22 protein-coding genes are annotated in these 22,863 nt (G+C 65.6%); 13 read left to right on the forward strand and 9 right to left on the reverse strand.

The window, feature by feature from the left end:
• Positions 1-39 precede the first annotated feature (39 nt).
• Entirely contained in the window at positions 40-879 is an 840-nt protein-coding gene (locus tag FQV39_RS25250; RefSeq protein ID WP_149132791.1) for an N-acetylmuramoyl-L-alanine amidase, read from the forward strand.
• Positions 880-899: 20 nt separating this feature from the next.
• Here FQV39_RS25250 and serA read toward each other — a convergent pair whose 3' ends face one another.
• From serA to FQV39_RS25275, 5 genes are all read right to left on the reverse strand, one after another.
• Positions 900-2,489, reverse strand: a complete 1,590-nt coding sequence (gene serA, locus FQV39_RS25255; protein WP_149132792.1) for a phosphoglycerate dehydrogenase — start codon at positions 2,487-2,489, stop codon at positions 900-902.
• A 187-nt stretch (positions 2,490-2,676) separates the two neighbouring features.
• Entirely contained in the window at positions 2,677-3,855 is a 1,179-nt protein-coding gene (locus tag FQV39_RS25260) for a phosphoserine transaminase (RefSeq protein WP_149132793.1), read from the reverse strand.
• A gap of 231 nt (positions 3,856-4,086) precedes the next feature.
• Entirely contained in the window at positions 4,087-4,809 is a 723-nt protein-coding gene (locus FQV39_RS25265) for a hypothetical protein (protein ID WP_149132794.1), read from the reverse strand.
• An 83-nt stretch (positions 4,810-4,892) separates the two neighbouring features.
• Positions 4,893-5,426: a hypothetical protein gene (locus FQV39_RS25270; protein ID WP_149132795.1), complete on the reverse strand. Its 534-nt coding sequence runs from the start codon at positions 5,424-5,426 to the stop codon at positions 4,893-4,895.
• Positions 5,427-6,525: 1,099 nt separating this feature from the next.
• Positions 6,526-6,756, reverse strand: a complete 231-nt coding sequence (locus tag FQV39_RS25275) for a hypothetical protein (RefSeq protein ID WP_149132796.1) — start codon at positions 6,754-6,756, stop codon at positions 6,526-6,528.
• Between the two features lie 205 nt (positions 6,757-6,961).
• On the opposite strand from FQV39_RS25275, the gene FQV39_RS25280 reads away from it, so the two are divergent.
• Positions 6,962-7,222: a hypothetical protein gene (locus FQV39_RS25280; RefSeq protein ID WP_149132797.1), complete on the forward strand. Its 261-nt coding sequence runs from the start codon at positions 6,962-6,964 to the stop codon at positions 7,220-7,222.
• Positions 7,223-7,312: 90 nt separating this feature from the next.
• Here the strand turns inward: FQV39_RS25280 and FQV39_RS25285 are convergent, their stop codons facing one another.
• The 3 genes from FQV39_RS25285 to FQV39_RS25295 form a co-directional block, all read right to left on the reverse strand.
• On the reverse strand, positions 7,313-7,651 hold the full coding sequence (locus FQV39_RS25285) for an endonuclease domain-containing protein (RefSeq protein WP_149132798.1): 339 nt from the start codon (positions 7,649-7,651) through the stop codon (positions 7,313-7,315).
• Positions 7,652-8,614: 963 nt separating this feature from the next.
• The gene (locus FQV39_RS25290) at positions 8,615-9,070 is read right to left on the reverse strand and encodes an RbsD/FucU family protein (protein WP_149132799.1); all 456 of its coding nucleotides are present in this window, start codon (positions 9,068-9,070) and stop codon (positions 8,615-8,617) included.
• 140 nt (positions 9,071-9,210) lie between these two features.
• The gene (locus FQV39_RS25295; RefSeq protein ID WP_149132800.1) at positions 9,211-10,092 is read right to left on the reverse strand and encodes an amidohydrolase family protein; all 882 of its coding nucleotides are present in this window, start codon (positions 10,090-10,092) and stop codon (positions 9,211-9,213) included.
• Positions 10,093-10,305: 213 nt separating this feature from the next.
• Between FQV39_RS25295 and FQV39_RS25300 the strand changes: the two genes are divergently transcribed.
• From FQV39_RS25300 to FQV39_RS25335, 8 genes are all read left to right on the forward strand, one after another.
• On the forward strand, positions 10,306-11,643 hold the full coding sequence (locus FQV39_RS25300) for an ABC transporter substrate-binding protein (protein WP_149132801.1): 1,338 nt from the start codon (positions 10,306-10,308) through the stop codon (positions 11,641-11,643).
• Between the two features lie 136 nt (positions 11,644-11,779).
• The gene (locus tag FQV39_RS25305; RefSeq protein WP_149132802.1) at positions 11,780-12,709 is read left to right on the forward strand and encodes a carbohydrate ABC transporter permease; all 930 of its coding nucleotides are present in this window, start codon (positions 11,780-11,782) and stop codon (positions 12,707-12,709) included.
• Between the two features lie 154 nt (positions 12,710-12,863).
• A complete protein-coding gene (locus FQV39_RS25310; protein WP_149132803.1) occupies positions 12,864-13,682 on the forward strand; it encodes a carbohydrate ABC transporter permease in 819 nt (272 codons plus the stop codon).
• A gap of 81 nt (positions 13,683-13,763) precedes the next feature.
• Positions 13,764-14,660, forward strand: a complete 897-nt coding sequence (locus tag FQV39_RS25315) for a dihydrodipicolinate synthase family protein (protein ID WP_149132804.1) — start codon at positions 13,764-13,766, stop codon at positions 14,658-14,660.
• A 23-nt stretch (positions 14,661-14,683) separates the two neighbouring features.
• Positions 14,684-15,361, forward strand: coding sequence for a GntR family transcriptional regulator (locus FQV39_RS25320; protein ID WP_149132805.1), 678 nt, complete (start codon positions 14,684-14,686; stop codon positions 15,359-15,361).
• A gap of 74 nt (positions 15,362-15,435) precedes the next feature.
• Complete coding sequence (locus FQV39_RS25325) at positions 15,436-16,428, forward strand: sialic acid TRAP transporter substrate-binding protein SiaP (protein ID WP_149132806.1); 993 nt, start codon at positions 15,436-15,438, stop codon at positions 16,426-16,428.
• 179 nt (positions 16,429-16,607) lie between these two features.
• Positions 16,608-17,120, forward strand: coding sequence for a TRAP transporter small permease (locus FQV39_RS25330; protein ID WP_149132807.1), 513 nt, complete (start codon positions 16,608-16,610; stop codon positions 17,118-17,120).
• Positions 17,117-18,403, forward strand: coding sequence for a TRAP transporter large permease (locus FQV39_RS25335; protein ID WP_149132808.1), 1,287 nt, complete (start codon positions 17,117-17,119; stop codon positions 18,401-18,403). The genes FQV39_RS25330 and FQV39_RS25335 overlap by 4 nt, the downstream gene beginning before the upstream one ends.
• A 45-nt stretch (positions 18,404-18,448) precedes the next feature.
• Here the strand turns inward: FQV39_RS25335 and ppk2 are convergent, their stop codons facing one another.
• Positions 18,449-19,402: a polyphosphate kinase 2 gene (ppk2, locus tag FQV39_RS25340; RefSeq protein WP_149132809.1), complete on the reverse strand. Its 954-nt coding sequence runs from the start codon at positions 19,400-19,402 to the stop codon at positions 18,449-18,451.
• Positions 19,403-19,519: 117 nt separating this feature from the next.
• Between ppk2 and FQV39_RS25345 the strand changes: the two genes are divergently transcribed.
• The 3 genes from FQV39_RS25345 to pstC all read left to right on the forward strand — a co-directional run bounded on the left by FQV39_RS25345 (position 19,520) and on the right by pstC (position 22,863).
• Positions 19,520-20,575: an ATP-binding protein gene (locus tag FQV39_RS25345; RefSeq protein ID WP_248313138.1), complete on the forward strand. Its 1,056-nt coding sequence runs from the start codon at positions 19,520-19,522 to the stop codon at positions 20,573-20,575.
• A gap of 113 nt (positions 20,576-20,688) precedes the next feature.
• Positions 20,689-21,714, forward strand: a complete 1,026-nt coding sequence (gene pstS, locus FQV39_RS25350) for a phosphate ABC transporter substrate-binding protein PstS (RefSeq protein WP_149132811.1) — start codon at positions 20,689-20,691, stop codon at positions 21,712-21,714.
• Between the two features lie 174 nt (positions 21,715-21,888).
• Entirely contained in the window at positions 21,889-22,863 is a 975-nt protein-coding gene (gene pstC / locus FQV39_RS25355) for a phosphate ABC transporter permease subunit PstC (RefSeq protein WP_149132812.1), read from the forward strand.

Below are 22,863 nucleotides of genomic sequence, written 5' to 3' on the forward strand. Positions count from 1 at the left end.
CGCCGCTGGTGGTGGCGGGAAGACGACAAGGGGGAAGCCGTGTTCAGGGTCAGGAACTACAAGCTTGCCATGGCGGGCGCCAATGTCGAATTCATCCGATCGCCCAATATCGGCGGCGTGCTCGATCCTCGTTTCCTGGTGATCCACTACACGGCCAGCGGCCCGGGATTCGACACGGCGCGGTATTTCGCCCGGCCCGAGGCCAAGGTCTCCGCGCATCTGGTGATCCGGCGCGACGGAACGGTGATTCAGTGCGTGCCCTTCGACACCGTGGGCTGGCATGCCGGCGTGAGCCAGTGGACCGATCGGACGGGGCGCTTCTTCACGGGGCTGAACCGCTATGCGATCGGCATCGAGATCGAGAACTGGGGGCCGCTGCGGCGCACGGGCTCCGGCTGGATCTCCTGGAGCGACCAGCCCGTGGAAGGCAGCAAGGTCATCGAGGCCCGGCACAAGTTCGGCAGGCCGGACTGCGGCTGGGAGACCTTTACGGAGGCGCAGGTGCAGGCCACGATCGAGGCGGCGCGCGCCATCTGCGACGCCTACGGCATTACCGAGATCGTCGGCCACGACGATATTGCGCCCGGCCGTAAATCCGATCCCGGTCCGGCCTGGAACATGGCCTCATTCAAAGCGAAGGTCTTCGGGCGGTCAGAGGACGGTCCGGCGACTTACATGGTCCGCTCGCCGACGGGCCTCAACCTGCGCGTCGGGCCGGGTATCGACCAGCCTTTGCGCCGCCCCGATCCGCTGCCGGACGGCACGCGGGTGATCGTGCACGAGGCGCGGGATCGCTGGCGCCTCGTCTCGGTGCTGAACGCGGCCGGAGACCCTGACTTCTCCGGCTGGGTCCATGGTGGCTTCCTCGTCGAGAGCTGAGGAGCCGCCTCGTCGGCGCCTCAGAACCGCAGGCGCCGGGCGCGCTTGACCATCGGGATCTCGTGGATCTTGGCGAGCAGCTCGTCCGAGATCGGCTCGTCGACGGCGACATAGCAGATCGCGTCGCCGCCCGGCTTGTCGCGGCCGAGCGAGAAGGTCGCGACGTTGACGCCGGCGCCGCCCAAGAGCGAGCCGAACTGGCCGATGAAGCCCGGCTTGTCGGCATTGCGGACATAGAGCATGTACGGCGCGAACTCGGCGTCGACGGCGATGTCGCGGATCTCGACGATGCGCGGCTTGCCGTCATGGAAGACCGTGCCGGAAGCGTGGCGCGGCATGTCCTCGGCCTCGACGACGATGCGGATGACGCTTTCGAGATTGCCGGCGACGTCGCGGGTCAATTCCTCGACGACGATGCCCTTCTCCTTCGCGATCAGCGCGGCGTTGACCATGTTGATCTCGGGCAGGAAGGGCCTGAGCACGCCGGTGATGGCGGCGGCCGAGATCGCCTTGAGGTTGAGCGCGGCGACCGCGCCCTCATACTCGATGCGGATGCCCTTGACCGCGGCCTCGGTGAGCTGGCCGAGGAAGGAGCCGAGCTTTTCGGCGAGATCGACGAAGGGCTTGATGCGCGGCGCTTCCTCGGCGGAGATCGACGGGAAGTTGACCGCGTTGGTGATCGCGCCCTTGAGCAGATAGTCGCTCATCTGCTCGGCGACCTGCAGGGCGACGTTCTCCTGCGCCTCGTTCGTGCTGGCGCCGAGATGCGGCGTGCAGACCACGTTCTCCAGCCCGAAGAGCGGGTTCTGCTCGGCCGGCTCGACCGAGAAGACGTCGAAGGCCGCGCCGGCGACATGGCCGGACTTGATCAGATCGGCCAGCGCCTGCTCGTCGACGAGCCCGCCGCGGGCGCAGTTGATGATCCGCACGCCCTTCCTGGTCTTCGCCAGCGCCTCGGCCGAGAGGATGTTCCTGGTCTTCTCGGTCATCGGGACGTGGAGGGTGATGAAGTCCGAGCGCTTCAGGAGCTCGTCGAGCTCGACCTTCTCGACGCCGAGCGCCACGGCGCGTTCCGGCGAGAGATAGGGGTCATAGGCGATGACGCGCATCTTCAGGCCGATGGCGCGCTCGGCGACGATCGAGCCGATATTGCCGGCGCCGATCAGGCCCAGCGTCTTGGCCGTGATCTCGACGCCCATGAAGCGGTTCTTCTCCCACTTGCCTCCCTGAGTGGAGACGTCGGCGGAAGGGATCTGGCGGGCGAGGGCGAACATCATGGCGATGGCGTGCTCGGCGGTGGTGATCGAGTTGCCGAAGGGCGTGTTCATCACGATCACGCCGCGCGAGGTGGCGGCGGGGATCTCGACATTGTCGACGCCGATGCCGGCGCGGCCGATCACCTTCAGGTTCTTCGCCTGCTCCAGCAGCTTGGCGGTGACCTTGGTGGCCGAGCGGATGGCGAGGCCGTCATAATCGCCGATGATGGCGGCGAGCTTGTCCTTGTCCTTGCCCAGCGCGGGATCGAAGGTCACGTCGATGCCGCGATCCTTGAAGATCTGCACCGCGGCGGGAGAGAGGGCGTCGGAAATCAGGACGCGGGGTTTCGTCATGGCAGCCTCCATTCCCCTCCCCCTTGTGGGGAGGGGTTAGGGGTGGGGGGCGAACGACTGGGTGCAGCCGAATGAGGCGCGCGCTACGGCTCGATCAGCGTCGCGCGCAGAATGCGAAGGGTGAGGTCTGCGTTTGCGACCCCCACCCCTAACCCCTCCCCACAAGGGGGAGGGGGATGCGTCGAGGTTACGCCGCCTTCTGCTTAAGCCCGGCCTTGGCCTCGGCGAAGGCATATTCGATCCAGGGCAGCAGCGCCTTGACGTCGCGCGACTGGACGGTGGCGCCGCACCAGATGCGCAGGCCGGGAGGGGCGTCGCGGTAATGGCCGAGGTCGTAGCCGGCGCCGGCCTTCTCGATGATCGAGACGACCTGCTTGGCGAAGGCGGCCTGCGCGTCCGGCGCCAGCGCGGTCACGGCCGGGTCGGTGAACTTCAGGCAGACCGAGGTGTTGGAGCGCGTCTTCGGCTTCACGGCGAGGAAGTCGATCCAGTCGTTCTCGCGCACGAACTTGGCGATGATTCGGGCGTTGCCGTCGGCGCGCTTCACCAGCCCGTCCAATCCGCCGACCTTCTTCGCCCAAACCAGCGCGTCGATATAATCCTCGACCGCGAGCATGGAGGGGGTGTTGATGGTCTCGCCGGTGAAGATGCCCTCGATCAGCTTGCCGCCCGAGGTCATGCGGAAGATCTTCGGCAGCGGCCAGGCCGGCTTGTAGCTTTCGAGCCGCGCGACCGCGCGGGGCGAGAGCACGATCATGCCATGCGCGGCCTCGCCGCCGAGCACCTTCTGCCAGGAGAAGGTGACGACATCGAGTTTTGGCCAGTCGAGGCGCTGGGCGAAGGCGGCGGAGGTGGCGTCGCAGATGGTCAGCCCCTCGCGGTCATCCGCGATCCAGCTGGCGTCGGTGACGCGCACGCCGGAGGTGGTGCCGTTCCAGGTGAAGACGACGTCGCGGTTCTTCGTGTCGACCTTCTTCAGGTTCGGCAATTCGCCATAGGGGGCGTCGAAGGTGCGGACATCGGCGAGCTTGAGCTGCTTGACGACATCGGTGACCCAGCCGGCGCCGAAGCTTTCCCAGCTCAGCATGTCGACGCCGCGGGCGCCTAAGAGCGACCAGAGCGCCATCTCGACGGCGCCGGTGTCGGAGGCCGGCACGATGCCGATGCGGTAATCGGCCGGGACCTGCAGCACCTCGCGCGTCAGGTCGATCGCGAGCTTGAGCTTGTCCTTGCCGATCTTGGCGCGGTGCGAGCGGCCGAGCGGGGCGTCTGAGAGGTTCTTGAGGTTCCAGCCGGGGCGCTTGGCGCAGGGGCCGGACGAGAAATTAGGCACGCGCGGACGCACGGCCGGAGCAGTATTCGCCATCGATGTCTCCATCCTTACAGATGGGCGCGCCCCGTTGGGGGGGCGTGTCCCGTCGATGGGGGTAGGATGGGCGGGGGTGGGAGTCAAGACGGGGGAGAGTATTGAAGGAGAGCGAAGCGCTCGCGGCTACGTCGTCATTCAAGCGGTCTCCTTCTGCACGTCGTGCATGCTGAATCGTATAACTTCTATAAGACTTAGCGCATGATCGATCACCCCTTGCCACTCCCAGGGCTAGAAGGGGATATCATCGTCCGCCGTATTCCGCGCCCGTCCGAAACCAGGTCCCTCAATCCGTTTCGGAGGCGGCTCGATCCGCTTGCGCTCCGACCACGGCGGTAGAAGGTCTTTGAGCTTCTTGGCCTTGTCGATCAGATCGGAAATGCGATCGACCACATCCAAGATTGGAGAGACCTCCTCCGCGATTTTGCGCCCGTTCTTGGCGACATCATAGGCGAACGCGTAGAGCGCATCTGCTCTAGTGCGGTTGTTATCGACCTCAAGCGCAAAGGCGTTCAGCTTCTTGAACAGCGCCTCTCTCTTGGCCTCGGTCAGATCGAGAGCAATGAGCTTCTCACGAATTCCCTGGATGAGCAGGTGAATTGCCTTTTTGGTTTCAGCATCGAATACCACGATGGACGCGGCGCTTGCTTTTGCCCGTCGTGCGCTTTCCATGAGGATCTTCTGCGATATGATTTCACAGTGCCTCCGAAACCCGGAAAAAAAGTCGCTGAACTCCCTTTGCTGAACCGGGGGGCTCGAGAATCCGATCAGGAGCCCAAGGTCATGGACCTGATCAAAGGCGATCAGGCTATCAACATACTCTTCTTCGACCAGGCTATGATTTGCGCCACTATCATTCCAGGCGTCTCTGACCCTTTCGATTTTGCGCCGGTGCAGTACCGCAAAGGCCTCTTCCGGATCATCAGGAAGATCCAGATATTCGTTCTCTATCATCAGCCGGCCTTTCCCTTGCGGCGCGCTCCACTTTCACTGCATTAGCTGAGATGAGCTGCAGACGATTGCAAGCTGCCGCTTCCCTAAGGAAGGACATCATCGTCTTCTCTCTCCTCATCCAGGTCGCCGGCGCCGATATCGATCGCGCGCTCGACAAGCGCGTTATATTTGTCCTGGGTGATGCCGACGTTTCCGGCATCGTGGAGAGCTTTGATCACCAGATAGGGGTTCAAGATCAGCGCATGCGATAATGGTCCCGCCTGCCCCGGCTTGACGCTGATAAAGCCAAGCTCATCGAGTTTGCGAATCTTTTCCGCCCATGTCCGCTCTGCGCGCTGGCCGATGAAACCGGAATGAAACGCAAGCTCTTTCGACTTGCTCAGGCTCACATACATTTCGTCAAACGCGCGGCACCATAGCTCCGCATACGTCATGCCTGCGGGCGCGCCTTTCGTCAGATCATCGATGATTCCGATGATCAAAGGCATCGTGCGCGGCATTGTCACAAAGCCATCATTGCGCTTGCGATCCCAAAGCTGGCTCTCGAAATCGATCTCGGGCCAGAGCTTCTTGCGCAGCTCCCGAACTTTCCGAACGTATTTTGACGGCCGCGCCATGCGGATATTCCTGTGGTAAGATAAGTAGGCGGGGTGTGGACCCCCGCCGTGGTTTCGGTTCGTAGAGCTGCCGAGTGTTGGATTTCTCGGCAGGGAGCGGTCAACGCACCGAAGCTGCGAATAATAGAGGATTAATTTCGAGGAAAATCAAAGACTTGATACACGTAGGCTGATATCGAGAGGGCTCACGCGCGCCGTTCTCGTTTCTGACTTGTGCCATAAAGCGCAGACTCGCGCAAGATCAGGCGCGGAGGCATTTTGATTTTGCGCGCAAAATCAAGGCAATAGGCGGCGACTTGCCGTGCTCCGACGTAAATATGTGCTCCAATGTGGGCCAGTGCTCTAATGTGCTCGCAGTGCTCTGATGGGGAGTGCTGAGGGGACCAGGCCTCTTCCGCGCCCTCAAGCTATCCGGAAAATCCGGGACTCCGTGCAACGGCGGGTTTCGTCGATTGAGGGCGCACACGGCGGACAAGACGGCGTTGCTCTGTTGTCATGCCCAAAAAACCTATCCCCGCCCTCACAAGCCGCATCTATCCTCTACCCACCTCGTTCCCGAGGGGTAGCCATCCGGAGGTATGCCGTTGGCGGGGCGGGGGCGGCGCCTGCGCGTGGGGTTACGACCCACTCCCGGGAGGCTTCGGGGCACCGCCCTGGGGACAATACGATCCCTGTGCGAGGAGCTCGCTGGCACGGTCGGCCGGTGCCAGGCACCCTCGACCCGATAAGCGCGGCCCGGAGTCCGAAATCGCCGATGAGCGGAGCGCCACGGGGCGTGCGGAAGGTGGCTCAATCCTTCCGCGCCGCATCCTGGCCAATGGAAGCGGCCCGATACCCCCGCGCCTCGCGGCGCTCCGCTGCCCCTCATTCGAGAGCCGCCGCGTGGAAGCGTGGGCGGACGAAGGCGTGTGCCGGGTCCTTCTCCCCTCGGGGGAGAAGGTGGCAGCGCGGAGCGCTGACGGATGAGGGCGGCGCGACGCTTTGGATGGGCGAGTAGCGGCGGCGAGGAATGATTCAGCTCGGCGCTGACCCTCATCCGCCCCTGCCGGGGCACCTTCTCCCCCGAGGGGAGAAGGAAAGAAGCGTCGCGGTTCCCCCCTCAATCCCCCGTCATCGTCATCTCGGCATCGACCGCCTTCATCTTCGGGTTGGCGGCGCAGAAGGCCCTGATCTTCTCCGCGACGGCGGCGGAGTGCTCGCTCTTCCTGTGGGCGCCGGCCTTCAGATAGTCGGCGCAGCTCAGCTGCGGGTCGGTGATCCCTGCGGCGGCCGGGGCGGCGAGGAGGAGGCCGGCGAAGGCGGCAAGCAAAGCGCGGGAGAGGCGGGGCATGGTCGGGTCCTGAAAGGGCAGCCGCATCACTGGCTTGCCTCGGCGGCGCTCCTGCCTCGCGTCGCGGCCGCATGCAAATGCGATTGTCGCGGCCCCGATGCGCGGGCAGGGCAGTGCGGCCGGAGGATCGCCGGCCAGACGGGGGAAGGCAGGGGCCGGCGTTTCGTGATAGGCAGCGGCTCATCCCGAAACAGGTTACGAGACCATGGCCAAGAAAACCCCCGAACAGCTCGCCCGTGAATTCGAGGGCCGCAAGGCCAAGGGGCTGGCCAAGGGCGGGGCGGCGTTCTGGCCCAACATTCTCGCCAATGCCGTGCTGAAGCTCACCGCGGCGCGGGAGGAGATCACGCCTGAGAAGCTGATCGGGATGATCGAGCGCGAGGGCGAGACGCTGGACGTCTCGGTGAAGGCCGGCGCGGCCGAGGCCGTCGCGCGGCTGAAGCAGGCCGTCGCCAAGGGAGCGTGAGGGCGGGGCGTCGATGCAGGGCGCGGGATCCCTCTCCCGGATGGGAGAGGGGTAGGGGTGAGGGCCCGCCGTTGCGGATGAGGCCTCTGCTCAGATGCCGAGCGCCTTGCGAATGGCAACGATGACGCCATCCCTGTCATTCAGAACTTCGGCATTGCTGAAACTCACCACGTTGAAGCCGTGCCGTTCAATTTCCTCCGTCCGTGCAGCATCGTAGCCTGCTTCCCAATGATGCTGGCGGCCGTCGATCTCGATGATCAGTTTTCGATCCACGCAGACGAAATCGACGGTGTAGCCGAGCAGGGGGACTTGCCGGCGGAACTTCAGCCCATCGAGCTGCCGACTGCGCAGGAGCGACCATAGGACGTCTTCCGGCCCGGTCGAGGACTGTCGAAGCTGTCGGGCGAATTGCCGCCGTTCGCTGGTCATCGGGAGATGATGTTGAATGGACTCGCTTCTGCGATCAACGGCAGTCCCTCACCCCTGCCCCTCTCACTGATCTCGGGCCTGCCCGAGATCAGCACTCAGAGTGTCGAAGTCGGCAACAGCCGACTTCGATGCGGGAGAGGGGGTTCCCCGCGCCCGGCGGTCGCCGTCGCAAAACTTATCCCCGCCTTCGCTTCCCATGCCTATGCTCGGCCCACCTCATCCCCGAGGGGCGGCCATCCGGAGGTATGCCAGTGGCGGGAGGAGGTTCGGCGCCTGCGGCTGGTCTTACAAGCCAGTCCCGGGAGGCTTCGGGGCACCGCCCTGGGGGTACTACGGCCCCTGTGCGAGGAGCTCGCTGGAACGGTCGGCCGGTGCTTAGATCACCGCGCGTCCAGTCGGACGCGATAACGATGATCTAACATAGTGTTGTCGCATCGGATTATTCCGAAAAGTGGCTTCCACTTTTCGGTCCGATGCTATGGCACCCTCGACCCAATAAGCGCGGCCCGGAGTCCGAAATCGCCGATGAGCGGAGCGCCACGGGGCGTGCGGAAGGTGGCTCAATCCTTCCGCGCCGCATCCTGGCTCAACGGAAGCGGTCCGATACCCCCGCGCCTCGCGGCGCTCCGCTGCCCCTCACTGCAAACGCCCGCGCGCAAGTGCCGGCGGCTGAAGGCATATGCGCGCGACATGCCGCCGTCATGGTCGGGCTTGTCCCGACCATCCACGTCTTGGAACCGCACGGCAGATCGGCGCGCGCAAGACGTGGATGCTCGCCACAAGGGCGAGCATGACCCCCGCCGCCTCCCCCTGAAACCGCGCCGCCTGTAGCGGCGGTCCGTAAGCAGCGCTCCGGGCGACCGCAGCCGCCCCCGCCGGATGAGGGCGCCCGCGCCGCGCAGGTGCGTCGGGCGCAGGAGACCGAGCGCGACGGCGGTTGCCTGTCGCGGCCGGGGCGGGCGCTCAGCCCGGCTCGCCGGCGATGACGCCCTTGCGCAGCAGGAAGCAGCCATAGGGCCGGGGATCGCCGACCTGCACCACCGCGAAGGCGCGCCGCGCCGCCTCATAGAAGGCGAAGCGCTCGATGCCCTTAAGCGGGGCGGGGCGGCCGAGCGCCGCGTCGATCTCGGCCTGCACGGCGCGCTGCACCTCTGGAAGCGCCGCCGCATCCCCCACCACCTCCATGCGCCGCAGCGGCTCCGGCTCGAAATCGTCGATCGGCAGCACCGAGAGGATGGCGCGCGCGGCGCGCTGCATCGTCAGGCCGGGCAGGCGGATCAGCCGGCCGCTCGTGGTGGCGCTGGCGATGGTTTCAGCCGGGTGGTTGGCGTCGACCAGAGCGAGGTCGTCGCCATGGCCCATGGCGGCGAGCACCCAGAGCAGATCGGCGGAGAGCACGGGGTCGAGGTTCTTCAGCATGGCGGGGTTCCTTGGTGTTCCACGCGGGTCATCCCGGGCGACCAACGGGAGACCCGGGATCCATGCCTGAACCTGTGGCGGAAGCGCTCAGGCATGGATCCCGGATCTCCGCTACGCTTCGTCCGGGATGACGGCGCCTTTCAGGGTAGGGGATGGGACAATGCGGCAAAGCCGCGGCGTCCCCTCTTGGCGAGGTAGATGCGGGCGGCGTTGCCGCCGAAGAGGGCGGCGCGCTCGGATTCGCTGAGCGCGGCGGTGAGGCGCTCGGCCGTGGCGTGCCATTGGCCGTAGGAGGCGGCGAGCGTTGCGACTGGCCAGTCGCTGCCCCAAAGCAGGCGATTGGGTCCGAAGCAGGCGATCAGATGCGCCACCGCCGGCTGCAGCGTCGCGTCGGTCCAGCCCGGTCCGGCTTCGGTGACGAGACCGGAGAGCTTGCAGACCGTGTTCGGCCGGGCGGCCAGCGCGGCGATGCCGTCGCGCCAGGCGGAGAGATCGGCGCCGGTCAGGTCCGGCTTGGCGCCGTGGTCGATGACGACGGGGAGGTCCGTCTCGCGGTCCAGCAGCGCGAGCAGCGCCGGGATTTGCGGCGGCTTCACCAGCGCGTCGAAGACGAGGCCGTGCGCCTTCAGCGCGGCGAAGGCGGGGGCGAGGTCGGGTCGCGCGAGCCAGTGCGGATCGGGGATGTCCTGCACCATGGGCCTCAAGCCGACCAGCAGCGGATCGGCGGCGAGTGCTGCGATGCGGGCGGGGGCGTCCGGCGCCTCGAAATCGGCCCAGCCGACGACGCCAGCGATGAAGGGCGTGGCGGCGGCGAGATCGAGCAGGAAGCGCGTCTCCGCCTCGGTCGGCGCAGCCTGGACGAGGATGGTTGAGGGGATGTCGTGCTCCGCGAGATGCGGGGCGAGGTCGGCGGGCTCGAAATCGCGATAGATGGGCTTGAGCGCCGGCGTCAGCCAGCCATAATCGCCGCGGGCGAGCCGCCAGAAATGCTGGTGCGAATCGATGCGGGGCGGGCTCTTCACGGGCGGTTCTCGCGGGCGGGCTCGGCGCCGGGCAGGGCCGGCGTGGCGCTACTATGTGCACGCCAACATGTTAGCTTGCAACCGGCTCGAAAGCGGATTAGCGTCCAGCCCGATCGCGGGTGGCGGAGGCGCCGCTTCAGGACCATCCCGCGCGAAGGCAAGCCCGCAAAGGGCGGCGCTATAGACTGATCAAGAGTCCTGGGGAGGACGCCGATGACCGACAGCATTCTCAAGCCGACCCGCCGTGTCCTGCTGAGCGGCGCGGCCGCCGCGCTCGCCTCGCCGCTGGTGCTGCGGAAGGCGCAGGCGCAAGGAGCGTTCGACTGGAAGAAGTTCTCCGGCCAGTCGATCGACGTGCTCTTGGTCAAGAACCCGCGTTCCGACCTGATGCAGCAGGCGGAGAAGGAGTTCACCGCGCTCACCGGCATCAAGGTCTCCTCCGAGCAGGTGCCGGAGCAGCAGCAGCGCCAGAAGGCGGTGATCGAATTCGCCTCGGGCAAGCCGAGCTTCGACGTCAGCGGCATCTCGCTGCACGTCCAGAAGCGCATGGCGGCCAAGGGCAAGTGGTTCGAGAACCTCGAGCCCTACATCAAGAACGCGTCGCTGACCTCGCCGGATTTCGACTTCGCTGATTTCGGCGCGGGGCCGGTCGCCTATGCGCGGCAGGCCGACGGGTCGCTCGATACGATCCCGTTCTTCGTCGATTACTGGATGGTCTACTACAACAAGGAGCTCTTCGACGCGAAGGGCGTGGCCTATCCGAAGACGATGGAGGAGATCTTCACCGTCGCGCAGAAGCTGCATGATCCGGCCAAGGGCGTCGCCGGCTTCGTCTCGCGCGGCCTGAAGAACGCCAATATCCCGGTCTGGACCTCGCTGATGCTCGGCCAGGGTATGGAGACGGTCTCGACCGACGGCAAGCTGCTGACCGATACGCCCGAGGCGATCTGGGCCGGCGAGCTCTACAAGAAGCTCAACAAGGAGACCGGACCGGCCGGTCAGGTCGGCTTCAACTGGAACGAGTGCCAGACCACCTTCATGCAGGGCCGCGCTGCGATGTGGCTCGATGGCATCGGCTTTGCCACGCCGCTGGAGGACCCGTCGAAGTCACGCATCGTCGGCAAGGTCGGCTATGGCGTGACGCCGCCGGGGCCGAAGGCGCACCATGCCGGCATGTTCGCGGATGGCATGGGCATCTCGCGCGGCTCGTCCAAGAAGGAGGCGGCCTGGCTCTATCTCCAGTTCATGACCAACAAGAAGAACCAGATCGCCATGCTGAAGGCCGGCGCCGGCGCGCCCGGCCGCTCCTCGGCCTATCTCGACACCGAGACGATCCAGCAGTCGAAGTTCGGCAAGCAGTACTTCGACTGCCTGCTCGCCTCGGCCAAGATCGCGCGGGCCGGTCTGCCGCAGATCGTGCCGGTGACCGAGTTCCGCGACGTCTTCGGCGTGGCGCTGACCAATGCGATCGGCGGGGCGGATGTCGCGGCCGAGCTTAAGAAGGCGACCGAGACTTTCGCGCCGGTGCTCGCCAAGAGCGAGCAGGGCTGAGGACGGCGCGACGCGGAGGCGTCATGGTCGGCTTGTCCCGACCATCCACGTCTTCCTTCGCCGCGGACGGTGTTCAAGACGTGGATGCTCGCCACAAGGGCGAGCATGACGGCTCGTATCCAATGAAACAGAGCGCATGACCAGTACATCCCTTCCAGCGAGCATCTCCAGCGCGACGCCTGCGGGCGCCGCCGCGGCGTCGCAGGATTTCACGCCGCGCTATTGGCTGTTCTCGCTGCCGGCCGTGCTGGTGATCGCGGCGGTGATCGTCTTCCCCTGGCTGTTCACGCTCTACATGTCCGGGCAGGACTGGAAGATCGGCGGCGGCTCGGAGTTCGTCGGTTTCGGCAATTTCGCCGAATTGGCGAAGGATGCGCGTTTCCTCGAATCGATGGGGCACACCGCCTATTTCACCATCCTGGCGGTGGTCCTGCCGATCGTCTTCGGCACGGCGGCGGCGCTGGTCTTCCATCGGGAGTTTCCGTATCGCGGGTTGCTGCGGACGATCTTCGTCATGCCGATGATGGCGACGCCGGTCGCGGTCGCGCTGGTCTGGACGATGATGTTCCACCCCCAGCTCGGCGTGCTCAACTACCTGCTCTCGCTCATCGGGATCGGGCCGCAGGGCTGGGTCTACGATCCGGTGACGGTGATTCCGACGCTGGTCATGGTCGAGGTCTGGCACTGGACGCCGCTGGTGATGCTGATCGTGCTCGGCGGCCTCGCCGGCTTGCCGCGCGAGCCCTATGAATCCGCGCTGATCGACGGCGCCAATGATTGGCACATGTTCCGGCACATCACGCTGCCGCTGGTCTGGCCCTTCATCATGGTGGCGATCGTGATCCGCACCATCGATGCGCTGAAAGCCTTCGACACGATCTTCGTTATCACGCAGGGCGGGCCGGGCACGGCGTCGGAGACACTCAACATCTTCCTCTATCTGCAGGCTTTCCAGTTCTACAAGATCGGCTACGCCTCGGCCGTCGTGGTGATCTTCTTCGTCATTATCATCATGCTCTCGCTGCTGCTGCTCTATGCGCGGCAGAAGTCGAAGTGGAACGCGTGATGGGCGTGTTTGTGAATATCCTCACCGCGTCATTCCGGGCGACCGAAGGGAGACCCGGAATCCATCGTGGAGCGATGGTGCCCTTCGATGGATTCCGGATCGGCGCGGCTTCGCCGCTTGTCCGGAATGACGGCGCAGGGAGGGCTGAGAGACCATGAACCGCTTCGCCAAAAAGCTCGGCTTCTGGGCCTCGGTCTTCGTGCTGGTCTCGCCGGCGGTGCTGGTCTTCCTCTGGATGATCTCGCTGTCGCTCAAGAACGAGCTCGACAACACGGCCTTCCCGCCGGTCTTCATCCCGAATCCACCGACACTGAAGAACTATGTAGACGTCTTCGCGCAGAACAATTTCGGGCTCTATCTCTGGAACTCGATCCTGGTCACGGGCGGGGCGGTTCTGATCGGGCTCCTCGTCGGCGTGCCGGCCGGCTACGGCATCGCGCGCGGCAAGGCACATAAATTCGCGATCCTGATCCTGGTCGCGCGGATGACGCCAGCGCTTTCCTACCTCATCCCGCTCTTCCTGCTGTTCCAGATCACGGGATTGGTGGGCTCGATCACTGCGCTGGTCATCACCCATCTCGTCATCACCATCCCGATCATCGTCTGGATCATGATCGGCTACTTTGAGAATGTTCCCATCGAGCTCGAAGACGCTTCGCGCATCGACGGCGCCACGACCTGGCAGGCCTTCCGCCATGTCGCGCTGCCGCTGGCGAAGCCGGGCATCGTGGTCGGCGGCATCCTCGCCTTCATCTTCTCCTGGAACAATTTCATTTTCTCGGTGGTGCTCGGCGGCAAGGCGAGCCGGACGCTGCCCTCTGCCGTCTACAACTCCCTGACCTTCGAGCAGATCTCCTGGGGGCCGCTGGCGGCGGCCGCACTTCTGGTAACGCTGCCGGTGCTGCTGGTCACGGTGATTGCGCAGCGCCAGATCGTCGCCGGATTGTCGGCCGGAGGTCTCAAGGACGGCTAGCAAAAGCTCTTGGATCGCTTGCGGGCGGTTCTGTCTTCATACTAACATGTCAGTCACCATTCAGCTCTGAAAGTCCCTCTCATGGCCACCGACAAGACCCGCTTCGGCCTCTCCTGCGCGATCACGACCCCGATGCGGGAGGGCGGCAGCGTGGACCTGCCGCGCCTCGTCCATCATGCCCGCCATGTGCTCGCGCATGGCTGCGACTCAGTAACCCTGTTCGGCACGACGGGCGAGGGCGCGGCGCTCGGCCTGCCGGCGCGGACGGCGATGATGGGGGCGCTGATCGGGGCGGGGATCGATCCGGCAACGCAGATCTATGCCGGCATCGCGGCGGCCTCGCTGCATGAGGCGGTGGAGCAGGCGCAGCTGGCGCTCGATGCCGGGGCGAAAGGACTGCTCGTCGCGCCGCCCTTCTATTTCAAGGGCGTCAGCGATGACGGGCTTTATGCCTGGTTCTCGCAGTTCTTCGAGAAGCTCGGTGCCTCCGCGCGCAATGTCGTGCTCTACCACATCCCGTCGGTGACGGCGGTCGACATCAGCGTCGAATTGGTGCAGCGGCTGAAGACGGCGTTCCCCGGGCTCGTCATCGGCGTCAAGGATTCCTCCGGCAGCTACGCCAACACCGAGGCGCTGCTGAAGGCCCATGGCGAGCTCGCCATCCTGGTCGGCGACGAGCGCCAGCTCGCCAAGGCGGTGCGCAACGGCGCGCAGGGCTCGATCTGCGGCGTCGCCAATCTGGTGCCGGAGCTGCTGCGCCCGATGGTCTACGAGGGCAAGGACAGTCCGGTGGTGAATGCCCTGGTCGACGAGATCTGCTCGCACCCGGTGCTGCCGGCGGTGAAGGCTCTGGTCGGCCATATCCATGGCGATACCGGTTATGGCGCGATGCGCCCGCCGTTGGAGGCGCTGGACGAGGCGACCCGCAAACGGCTCTTTGCCGCCTTCGATTCGATCACCCAGGCCAAGGCCGCCTGAGAAGGACGCCGGAAGGAGGGACCGTGAACCAGCCGGAGCAGGAACCGCGCGAGGGCGAACCGCTGAAGCTGAGGGAGCGCGCCTATGCCTCCTTCACCGAGCGATTGCTGGCGCGCGAGATCAAGCCCGGCCAGTTCGTGACCCAGCGCGAGCTGGTCGCGATGACCGGCTTTCCGCTCGGCGCGATCCGCGAGCTGATCCCGCGGCTGGAGGCGGAAGGGCTGATCAAGACCGTGCCGCAGCGCGGCATGCAGGTCGCCCATGTCGATCTCAACCTGATCCGCAACGCCTTCCAGTTCCGGCTCTTCCTCGAGAAGGAGGCGACGGCGCTCTATGCCCAGAACGCCACGGACGCGGAGATCGCCGAGCAGCGCGCTCGCCACGAGGCGATCGTCGCCCGGGCGGAGGCAGGCGGCGACGAGCGGCTGATCGAGGACGCGGAAGAGGTCGACCGGCTGATGCACGAGGCGATCATCGATCACCTCGATAACGAGATCGTCAGCCAGGCCTTCCGTGTCACCTGGCTCAAGATCCGGCTGATCCGGCAATACGAGACGCGCATCCACAACAGCATCATCATCCCGGTGATGCAGGACCATCTCGCCATCATCGCCGCGATCGAGACGCGCGATCCAGAGCGCGCGGCCGAAGCGATGGCGGCCCATATCGGCAACGCCCGTACGCGGGCGATGCAGTACTGACGACTTAAGGCAGGCGACCGACGACGCAACCATGACGACGAGCCGCAAAACCGGCCGCACGGGAGGGAACAGCGATGAAGAAGCAGACGAGGCGCGATTTTCTGGCCGCCACGGCGGCAGGGGCGGCGGCGATCGCTGCGCCCAGCATCCTGCGGGCACAGCAGCTCGTGCTGCGCTGGGCCGACGGCCAGCCGGCGAGCCATCCCTCGCCGCAGAGCGCGGTGAAGGCCGGAACCGAGATCAAGGAAAAGACGAGCGGTCGCGTCGAGATCCAGTCCTTCCCGAATGGACAGCTCGGCTCTTCGCGCGACATGGTCGAGTCGGTCGCGAGCGGCGCGCTGACGATGGTGACGGAGGGCGCAGCCCAGCTCGGTCAGTTCGTGCCGCAGCTTTCGATCATCGAGGCGCCCTATATCTGGAAGGACGCCGCGCATATGACGCGCGCGCTGAAATCGCCGCTGATCGACGAGCTCAACAAGGCGCTGGTCGAGAAGCGCGGCATGCGGATGATCGGCGTCAACTATTACGGCGTCCGCCACCTCACGAGCGGCAAGAAGCCGATCAACTCTGTCGAGGACATGAAGGGCTTCAAGCTGCGCGTGCCGGAGGTCGACACCTTCCGCGCCATGGCCGAGGCCTGGGGCGCGCGGCCGACGCCGCTCAACTTCTCGGAGCTTTACCTCGCCCTGTCGCAGGGGGCGGTCGACGGGCAGGAGAACCCGCTGCCGACCATCGCCTCGGCCAAGCTGATGGAGGTGCAGAAATACCTCGTGCTGACCGGGCACATCATCACGCCGCGGCTGGTGATCGTGAACGAGGCGGCCTGGCAGAAGATCCCGCAGGCCGATCGCGACATCATCGTGGCTGCCGTCGACAAGGCAGCGATCTGGCAGGACAACGAGATCCTGGAGCAGGAAAAGAGCCTGGCCGACAGCATGGCCAAGGGCGGCATGACGGTGACGAAGCCCGACAACGAGGCCTTCCGCAAGCCCGTCCTGGCGAGCGTGCCGGCCAAGTTCGAGAGCAAATGGGGCAAGGGCCTCTGGGATCGCATCCAGGCGCTCTGACCTTTCCGTCAGGGGTGGCGTCATCCCGGACAAGCCGCCTTTGGCGGCGCTGATCCGGGATCCATGCCTCAACCTTTTCCGGAAACGCTCCGGCATGGATCCCGGGTCTCCCCTTGGTCGCCCGGGATGACCAGCGGCTGATTTTCCGCGCTGCAGCTCATCGTCGCAAAGGCATCCGCATGACGATCTTGCCCAGGATATTCGACCGGGTGATGGAGGTGATCGCGGCGATCCTCCTTGTCGCGCTCTTGATCACGGTAACGCTCGGCATCGTCACGCGGGCGCTCGGCGAGCCGCTGATCTGGACTGACGAGGTCTCGCGCTTCCTGATGCTGTGGGTCGCGGTGACCGGGTGGATCCTCGCCAGCCGGCGGCGCGCCCATATCCGGATCCGCTTCTTCCACGACATGCTGCCCGCGCGCGGCTGGCGCTCGGCCGAAGCGATCATGCAGCTCGCGATGATCGTCTTTGGCGTTCTGACCGTCTGGTACGGCGTGCATCTCGTCGAGGCCAACCACGATCTCGAAGCGACGACCGTGCCGCTCTCGATGGGGCTGCTTTACGCGCCGATGGTGCTGGCCGGGATCGTGACGGCGCTGCAAGGGTTCAGCGAATTTATCGGCAACCTGCGGAACTGGCGGACCTCGCCCTATCCGCCGGTCGCGGCGACGCTGCAGGAGCCGGCCGAATGAGCGCGCTGATCTTCAAGATCTCGGCCGTCTGGCTTTTGTCGATCCTGGCCGGCTTTCCGCTCTTCGCCTCGATGGGGCTGGCTGCCTTCGCCTTCGTGCTGCTCGGCGATCTCTCGGCCTCGATCGTGCCGCAGAAGATGGCGCAGGCGATGAACTCCTTCCCGATCGTCGCGGCGCCGCTCTTCATCCTGATGGGCAACATCCTGGCGGCGGCGCGCATCACCGACCGCATCGTCACCTTCGCCACCGCCGTGATCGGCTGGCTGCGCGGCGGCTATGCCCATGCCTCGATCATGACCAGCATGATCTTCGCCGGCATGGTCGGCTCGGCGGTGGCCGATGCGGCGGGCTCGGGCGCCATCGAGATCCGCGCCATGCGCAAAGCCGGCTATCGGCCGGAGACGGCGGCGGCGATCACGGCCGCGGCGGCGACGATCGGGCCGATCATCCCGCCCTCGCTGCCGATGGTGATCTACGGCGTGACGGCGGACGTCTCGATCGGACGGCTCTTCATCGGCGGCGTCATTCCCGGCGTGCTGATGGGGCTGTCACTGATGGTGATGGTCGCGATGATCGCCAAGCGCCAGGGTTTCCGGAAGGAGAAGTTCGCGGGCTTCCGCGAGATCGGCCGCTCCTTCTTCAACGGATTCTTCGCGCTGATGACACCGCCGCTGATCCTGGGCGGCATGTTCTCCGGCGTCTTCACGCCGACCGAGGCCGCGGCAGTCGCCTGCCTCTATGCCCTCTTCCTCGGCTTCTTCGTCTATCGCACGCTGGAGGTGAAGCAGCTCTGGCCGATCCTGATCGATACGGTCGAGACCATGGGGCTCGTCGCCGTGCTGGTGATGGCAGCTGGCGCGCTCGGCTGGTGCATGTCGATCTCGCGCGTGCCGCAGACGCTGACGCCGCTGATCGTCGAGACGGTTCAGCATCCGCTGCTGTTCCTCCTCGTCTGCAATCTGATCCTGCTCGTCGTCGGTTGCTTCATGGAGGCGCTGGCGGCGATGCTGATCCTGATCCCGATCCTGGTGCCGGCGGCGCACAGCTTCGGCATCGACCCGGTTCAGTTCGGCATCATCATGATCCTGAACCTGATCCTGGGGACGATCCATCCGCCAATCGGCGTGGTGCTCTTCGTCGTGACGCGCATCGCCAATGTCTCGTTCGAGACGATGTCGAAGGCGATCCTGCCCTGGCTGGTGCCGCTCCTGGTCGTGCTCGTCGCGATCACGCTCTGGCCGCCGCTGACGACCTGGCTGCCAAACTACGTGATGGGGCCGTGAGGGTCTGGCGAGGCCACGCGCGTCGAACGACGGAAGGACGATCTTTCAGGTCGTTTCCGGCTCGCCGCCGTGATCGAGATAGCGGTCGACGGGGATGACGATCTCCTTGTCCAGCTTGCCGATCGCGGCCTCGTCCTTGTCCTCGTAGGGGATCGCCTTCAGCGCATGGCGGATGGCGTTGAGCCTGGCGCGCAGCTTGTCGTTGCTGCGCACGACATACCAAGGGGCGGCTTCGGTCGAGGTCCGGCCGAGCATCTCGTCGAAGGCGCGGGAATAGTCGTCGAAGCGCGGGATCGCTTCGAAGTCGATCGGCGAGAGCTTCCAGCGCTTGAGCGGATCATGCCAGCGGGCGTGCAGGCGCGTCATCTGCATCTCGCGGCCGATGGTCAGGAACAGCTTGATCAGGCGAATGCCGTCGCGCGCCAGCATGCCTTCGAAGGCGGGGGCCTCGCGCAGGAGATGCTCGGTCTCCTCCGGCGTGCAGAAGCCCATGACGCGCTCGACGCCGGCGCGATTGTACCAGGAGCGGTCGAAGAAGACGATCTCGCCGGCGGTCGGCATCTCGGCAGCGTAGCGCTGGAAATACCACTGGCCCTTCTCGGTGTCGGAGGGCTTCGGCAAGGCGACGACCCGGGCCTGGCGCGGGTTGAGATGCTGCGTGAAGCGGCCGATCGTGCCGCCCTTGCCGGCGCCGTCGCGACCCTCGAAGACGATGACGATGCGCTCGCCATGCTTGGAGGCCCAGCGCGTCAACTTCTGCAGCTCGATCTGGAGCGGCTCGAGCTCGCGGTTGTAGCGCTTGCGCTTCATCCGCTTGCCATAGGGATAGTCGCCGCTGTGATAGGCGGCGTCGATGATCGCTTCCGGCAGCGTGTCGGCCTCGATGTCGAAGCCCTTCAGCTTCGCAGGCTTGGAGCCGACCTTCGCTGGCTTGGTGCTCTTGCCAGCAGGTCGCACGATCGGCTCATTGGCGTTCGAACCTGAGAATTTCCTTGCCATCGCGGCCTCCTGTCCGGACGAAGCCTAGCCGGCTGACGTGCGGAAGGGAATTGACGCCTCTTCTTCTTCCGCTCAGGAAGGGCAGGCCGGCCAATGCCGGCTGGCTCCGAGCGCTCCATGGTCGACACTGCCGTTTCCTCTTCCGCGACGACGCGGACCATGATCGAGGCGCTCGGCGCGCCCGTCGTGCTGCTCGATGAACAGGGCATCGCCCAGGCGCTGAGCCCTGCGATGCTTGCGCTGGTTCCGGGGCTCGAGGTCGGAAAGTTCCTGGCGCTGGTGCTGCGCGATCCCGACCTCAACGATGCCATCGAGCAGGTCGCACATGAGGGCGGGCGCAAGACCGTCGAACTCGTCGAGCGGGTGCCGTTCGAGCGCGCCTTCCGCATCCACATCGCGGCGCTGGGCGGCGGACGGCGGCGGGCGACGCTGCTCACCTTCCAGGACCTCAGCGAGCAGCGCGTGATCGAGCGCATGCGCGTCGATTTCGTCGCCAATGCCAGCCATGAGCTGCGCACGCCGCTCGCCTCGCTGCTCGGCTTCGTCGAGACCTTGCAGGGGCCGGCGCGCAACGACGAACGCGCGCGCGAGCGCTTCCTCGGCATCATGCGCGAGCAGGGGCTGCGCATGGCGCGTCTCGTCGACGATCTGCTCTCGCTCTCGCGCATCGAACAGCGCGCGCATGTGGCGCCGGACACGCCGGTCGATCTCGCCGGCATCGCGCGCGAAATCGTAGACTCCCTCACCCTGATGGCGCGCGAGCGCGAGGTCACATTGACGCTCAAGACGCCGCGCGAGCCGCTGATGGTCCCCGGCGATCGCGACGAATTGCTGCGGCTGATGGAGAACCTCGTCGAGAACGCCATCAAATACGGCAAGCAGGGCGGCGCGGTGGCGATTGCGGTCGAGGCCGGAGCGGACGAGGCCAGCGTTCATGTCCGTGACGACGGACCGGGGATCGCACCGGAGCATCTGCCGCGCCTGACGGAGCGCTTCTATCGGGTCGATACCGCCGCGAGCCGCGAGGCGGGTGGCACGGGGCTGGGGCTGGCCATCGTCAAGCACATCGTGCTGCGCCATCGCGGCAGGCTGACGATCGAAAGCAAGCCGGGCGAGGGGGCGACCTTCAAGGCGATTCTGCCGCGTTTCGAGGCCCAGCGCGGGGGTGGCTGAGCTGCCGCCCCACGTGGTTTGTGACAGTTTCCATGACGGTGTGTCATCTGGCTGTCATATGGAGGGTGTTCTGACAGGGGAGCTGTCAACAGCGACCCAGAGAGGACATCTCAATGCGCAAGATTCTCGTTCTCGCGGCTGTGGCCGCCGGGATCGCCGGTTCCGCCCAGGCTGCCGACATCACCGGCGCCGGCGCGACCTTCCCCTTCCCGATCTACTCGAAATGGGCCGAGGCCTATAAGAAGGATACCGGCACGGGCCTGAACTACCAGTCGATCGGCTCGGGCGGCGGCATCCGCCAGATCAAGGCGAAGACCGTCGCCTTCGGCGCGACCGACGCTCCGCTCAAGGGCGAGGATCTCAGCAAGGACGGCCTGATCCAGTTCCCGACCGTGATGGGCGGCGTCGTGCCGGCCGTCAACATCGCTGGCGTCGAGCCGGGCAAGCTCAAGCTCTCGGGCGAGATCATCGCGCAGATCTATCTGGGCGACATCAAGAAGTGGAACGACCCGAAGATCGTTGCGCTCAACGCCGGCGTCACCCTGCCGGACGCCAACATCAACCCGGTCTATCGCTCGGACGGCTCGGGCACGACCTTCGTCTTCACCGACTACCTCGCCAAGGTCTCGGCTGACTGGAAGTCGAAGATCGGCGCCAACCAGTCGGTCCAGTGGCCGGTCGGTATCGGCGGCAAGGGCAACGAGGGCGTTTCCGCCTCGGTCAAGCAGGTCGCTAACTCGATCGGCTATGTCGAATACGCCTATGCCAAGCAGAACAAGCTCGCCCACGCCCTGGTGAAGAATGCCGACGGCAACTTCCCGGCGCCGGAAGAGAAGGCCTTCCAGGCCGCCGCCGCCAACGCCAACTGGCAGGAGCAGCCGGGCTTCGGTATCTCGCTCAACAACCAGAAGGGCGCGGATGCCTGGCCGATCACCTCGGCGACCTTCATCCTGGTTCATGCCAAGCCGGAGAAGCCGGAAGAGGTGCAGGCCGCGCTGAAGTTCTTCGACTGGGCCTACAAGAGCGGCGACAAGCTGGCGAGCGAGCTCGACTACGTCGCCCTGCCGTCGAACGTGAAGGATCAGGTCCGCAACGCCTGGAAGGGCGTGACCGACACCGCCGGCAAGCCGATCTTCTGATCGCTGCCAGCGACAAGGCGAGGCGGGCCAGTCCCGCCTTGCCGCAACTCTGAAGGCCCTCATCCTGAGGAGCTGCGCTCTCGCGGAGTGCTCTTCAGGATGAGGGCTGAGGCTGGATACCGCGCCGCGCAATCGGCCGGGGTAGCCTCTGCCACGACACCGGAGCCCCCGCGGATGACCGCAGCAACCGACATGACGAGCATTCCCGGCGCGAGGCCGGTCGCCCGCAAGACGCCGAAGGCGGGCTTCGACCTGTTCTTCCGCAATGCCAGCTTCGGGGCGGCGCTGCTCGTGCTGGTGCTGCTCGCCGGCATCATGATCTCGATGATCATCGGCGGCTGGCCGGCCTTCCGCGAGTTCGGCCTCGGCTTCATCACCTCCAGCGTCTGGGATACGCAGAACGAGCAGTACGGCGCCTGGCCGGCGATCGTCGGCACGCTCTCGACCGCGCTGATCGCTCTTGTCATCGGCGTGCCGCTCTCGCTCGGCATCGCGGTCTACCTGACCCAGCTCGCGCCGGCTTGGTTCAAGAAGCCGGTCGCCACCGCGATCGAGCTGCTCGCCGCCGTGCCCTCGATCATCTACGGCATGTGGGGGCTGTTCGTCTTCGTGCCGCTCTTCGCGGCCAATGTGCAGATTCCGGTCTCCAACATCGTCGAGGGCATGCCGATCCTCGGCACCATCCTCTACTCGCGCTCGCCCTCGGGCCTTGGCATCTTCACGGCCGGCTTCATCCTGGCCTTCATGATCGTGCCCTTCATCGCCTCGATCACCCGCGACATGCTGGAGCAGATCCCCTCCGTGCTGCGCGAGAGCGCCTATGGAATTGGGGCGACCACTTGGGAGGTCGTACGCCACGTGCTGGTGCCGCAGGCCGGCGTCTCGATCATCGGCGCGATCATGCTGGGTCTTGGCCGCGCGCTCGGCGAGACGATGGCCGTCACCTTCGTCGTCGGCAACGCCAACCGCCTGTCGGCCTCGATCCTCGATCCGGGCTCGACCATCGCCTCGCGCATCGCCAACGAGTTCAACGAAGCGATGGGGCTCCAGCTCAACGCGCTGATCGCGTTGGGCTGCATCCTGTTCTTCGTCACCTTCGTCGTCCTCGTCATCGCGCGACTGCTGGTCGCCCGCGTCAAGCGCTACTGA

The organism is Bosea sp. F3-2 (assembly GCF_008253865.1).
Taxonomy (GTDB): Bacteria; Pseudomonadota; Alphaproteobacteria; order Rhizobiales; family Beijerinckiaceae; genus Allobosea.

Excerpts from the sequence above, each read along its gene's own strand:
- serA (WP_149132792.1), bottom strand. The coding sequence starts at position 2,489 with ATGACGAAACCCCGCGTCCTGATTTCCGACGCCCTCTCTCCCGCCGCG.
- FQV39_RS25260 (WP_149132793.1), bottom strand. The coding sequence starts at position 3,855 with ATGGCGAATACTGCTCCGGCCGTGCGTCCGCGCGTGCCTAATTTCTCG.
- FQV39_RS25265 (WP_149132794.1), bottom strand. The coding sequence starts at position 4,809 with ATGATAGAGAACGAATATCTGGATCTTCCTGATGATCCGGAAGAGGCC.
- FQV39_RS25270 (WP_149132795.1), bottom strand. The coding sequence starts at position 5,426 with ATGGCGCGGCCGTCAAAATACGTTCGGAAAGTTCGGGAGCTGCGCAAG.
- FQV39_RS25275 (WP_149132796.1), bottom strand. The coding sequence starts at position 6,756 with ATGCCCCGCCTCTCCCGCGCTTTGCTTGCCGCCTTCGCCGGCCTCCTC.
- FQV39_RS25280 (WP_149132797.1), top strand. The coding sequence starts at position 6,962 with ATGGCCAAGAAAACCCCCGAACAGCTCGCCCGTGAATTCGAGGGCCGC.
- FQV39_RS25285 (WP_149132798.1), bottom strand. The coding sequence starts at position 7,651 with ATGACCAGCGAACGGCGGCAATTCGCCCGACAGCTTCGACAGTCCTCG.
- FQV39_RS25290 (WP_149132799.1), bottom strand. The coding sequence starts at position 9,070 with ATGCTGAAGAACCTCGACCCCGTGCTCTCCGCCGATCTGCTCTGGGTG.
- FQV39_RS25300 (WP_149132801.1), top strand. The coding sequence starts at position 10,306 with ATGACCGACAGCATTCTCAAGCCGACCCGCCGTGTCCTGCTGAGCGGC.
- FQV39_RS25305 (WP_149132802.1), top strand. The coding sequence starts at position 11,780 with ATGACCAGTACATCCCTTCCAGCGAGCATCTCCAGCGCGACGCCTGCG.
- FQV39_RS25310 (WP_149132803.1), top strand. The coding sequence starts at position 12,864 with ATGAACCGCTTCGCCAAAAAGCTCGGCTTCTGGGCCTCGGTCTTCGTG.
- FQV39_RS25315 (WP_149132804.1), top strand. The coding sequence starts at position 13,764 with ATGGCCACCGACAAGACCCGCTTCGGCCTCTCCTGCGCGATCACGACC.
- FQV39_RS25325 (WP_149132806.1), top strand. The coding sequence starts at position 15,436 with ATGAAGAAGCAGACGAGGCGCGATTTTCTGGCCGCCACGGCGGCAGGG.
- FQV39_RS25330 (WP_149132807.1), top strand. The coding sequence starts at position 16,608 with ATGACGATCTTGCCCAGGATATTCGACCGGGTGATGGAGGTGATCGCG.
- FQV39_RS25335 (WP_149132808.1), top strand. The coding sequence starts at position 17,117 with ATGAGCGCGCTGATCTTCAAGATCTCGGCCGTCTGGCTTTTGTCGATC.
- ppk2 (WP_149132809.1), bottom strand. The coding sequence starts at position 19,402 with ATGGCAAGGAAATTCTCAGGTTCGAACGCCAATGAGCCGATCGTGCGA.
- FQV39_RS25345 (WP_248313138.1), top strand. The coding sequence starts at position 19,520 with ATGGTCGACACTGCCGTTTCCTCTTCCGCGACGACGCGGACCATGATC.
- pstS (WP_149132811.1), top strand. The coding sequence starts at position 20,689 with ATGCGCAAGATTCTCGTTCTCGCGGCTGTGGCCGCCGGGATCGCCGGT.
- pstC (WP_149132812.1), top strand. The coding sequence starts at position 21,889 with ATGACCGCAGCAACCGACATGACGAGCATTCCCGGCGCGAGGCCGGTC.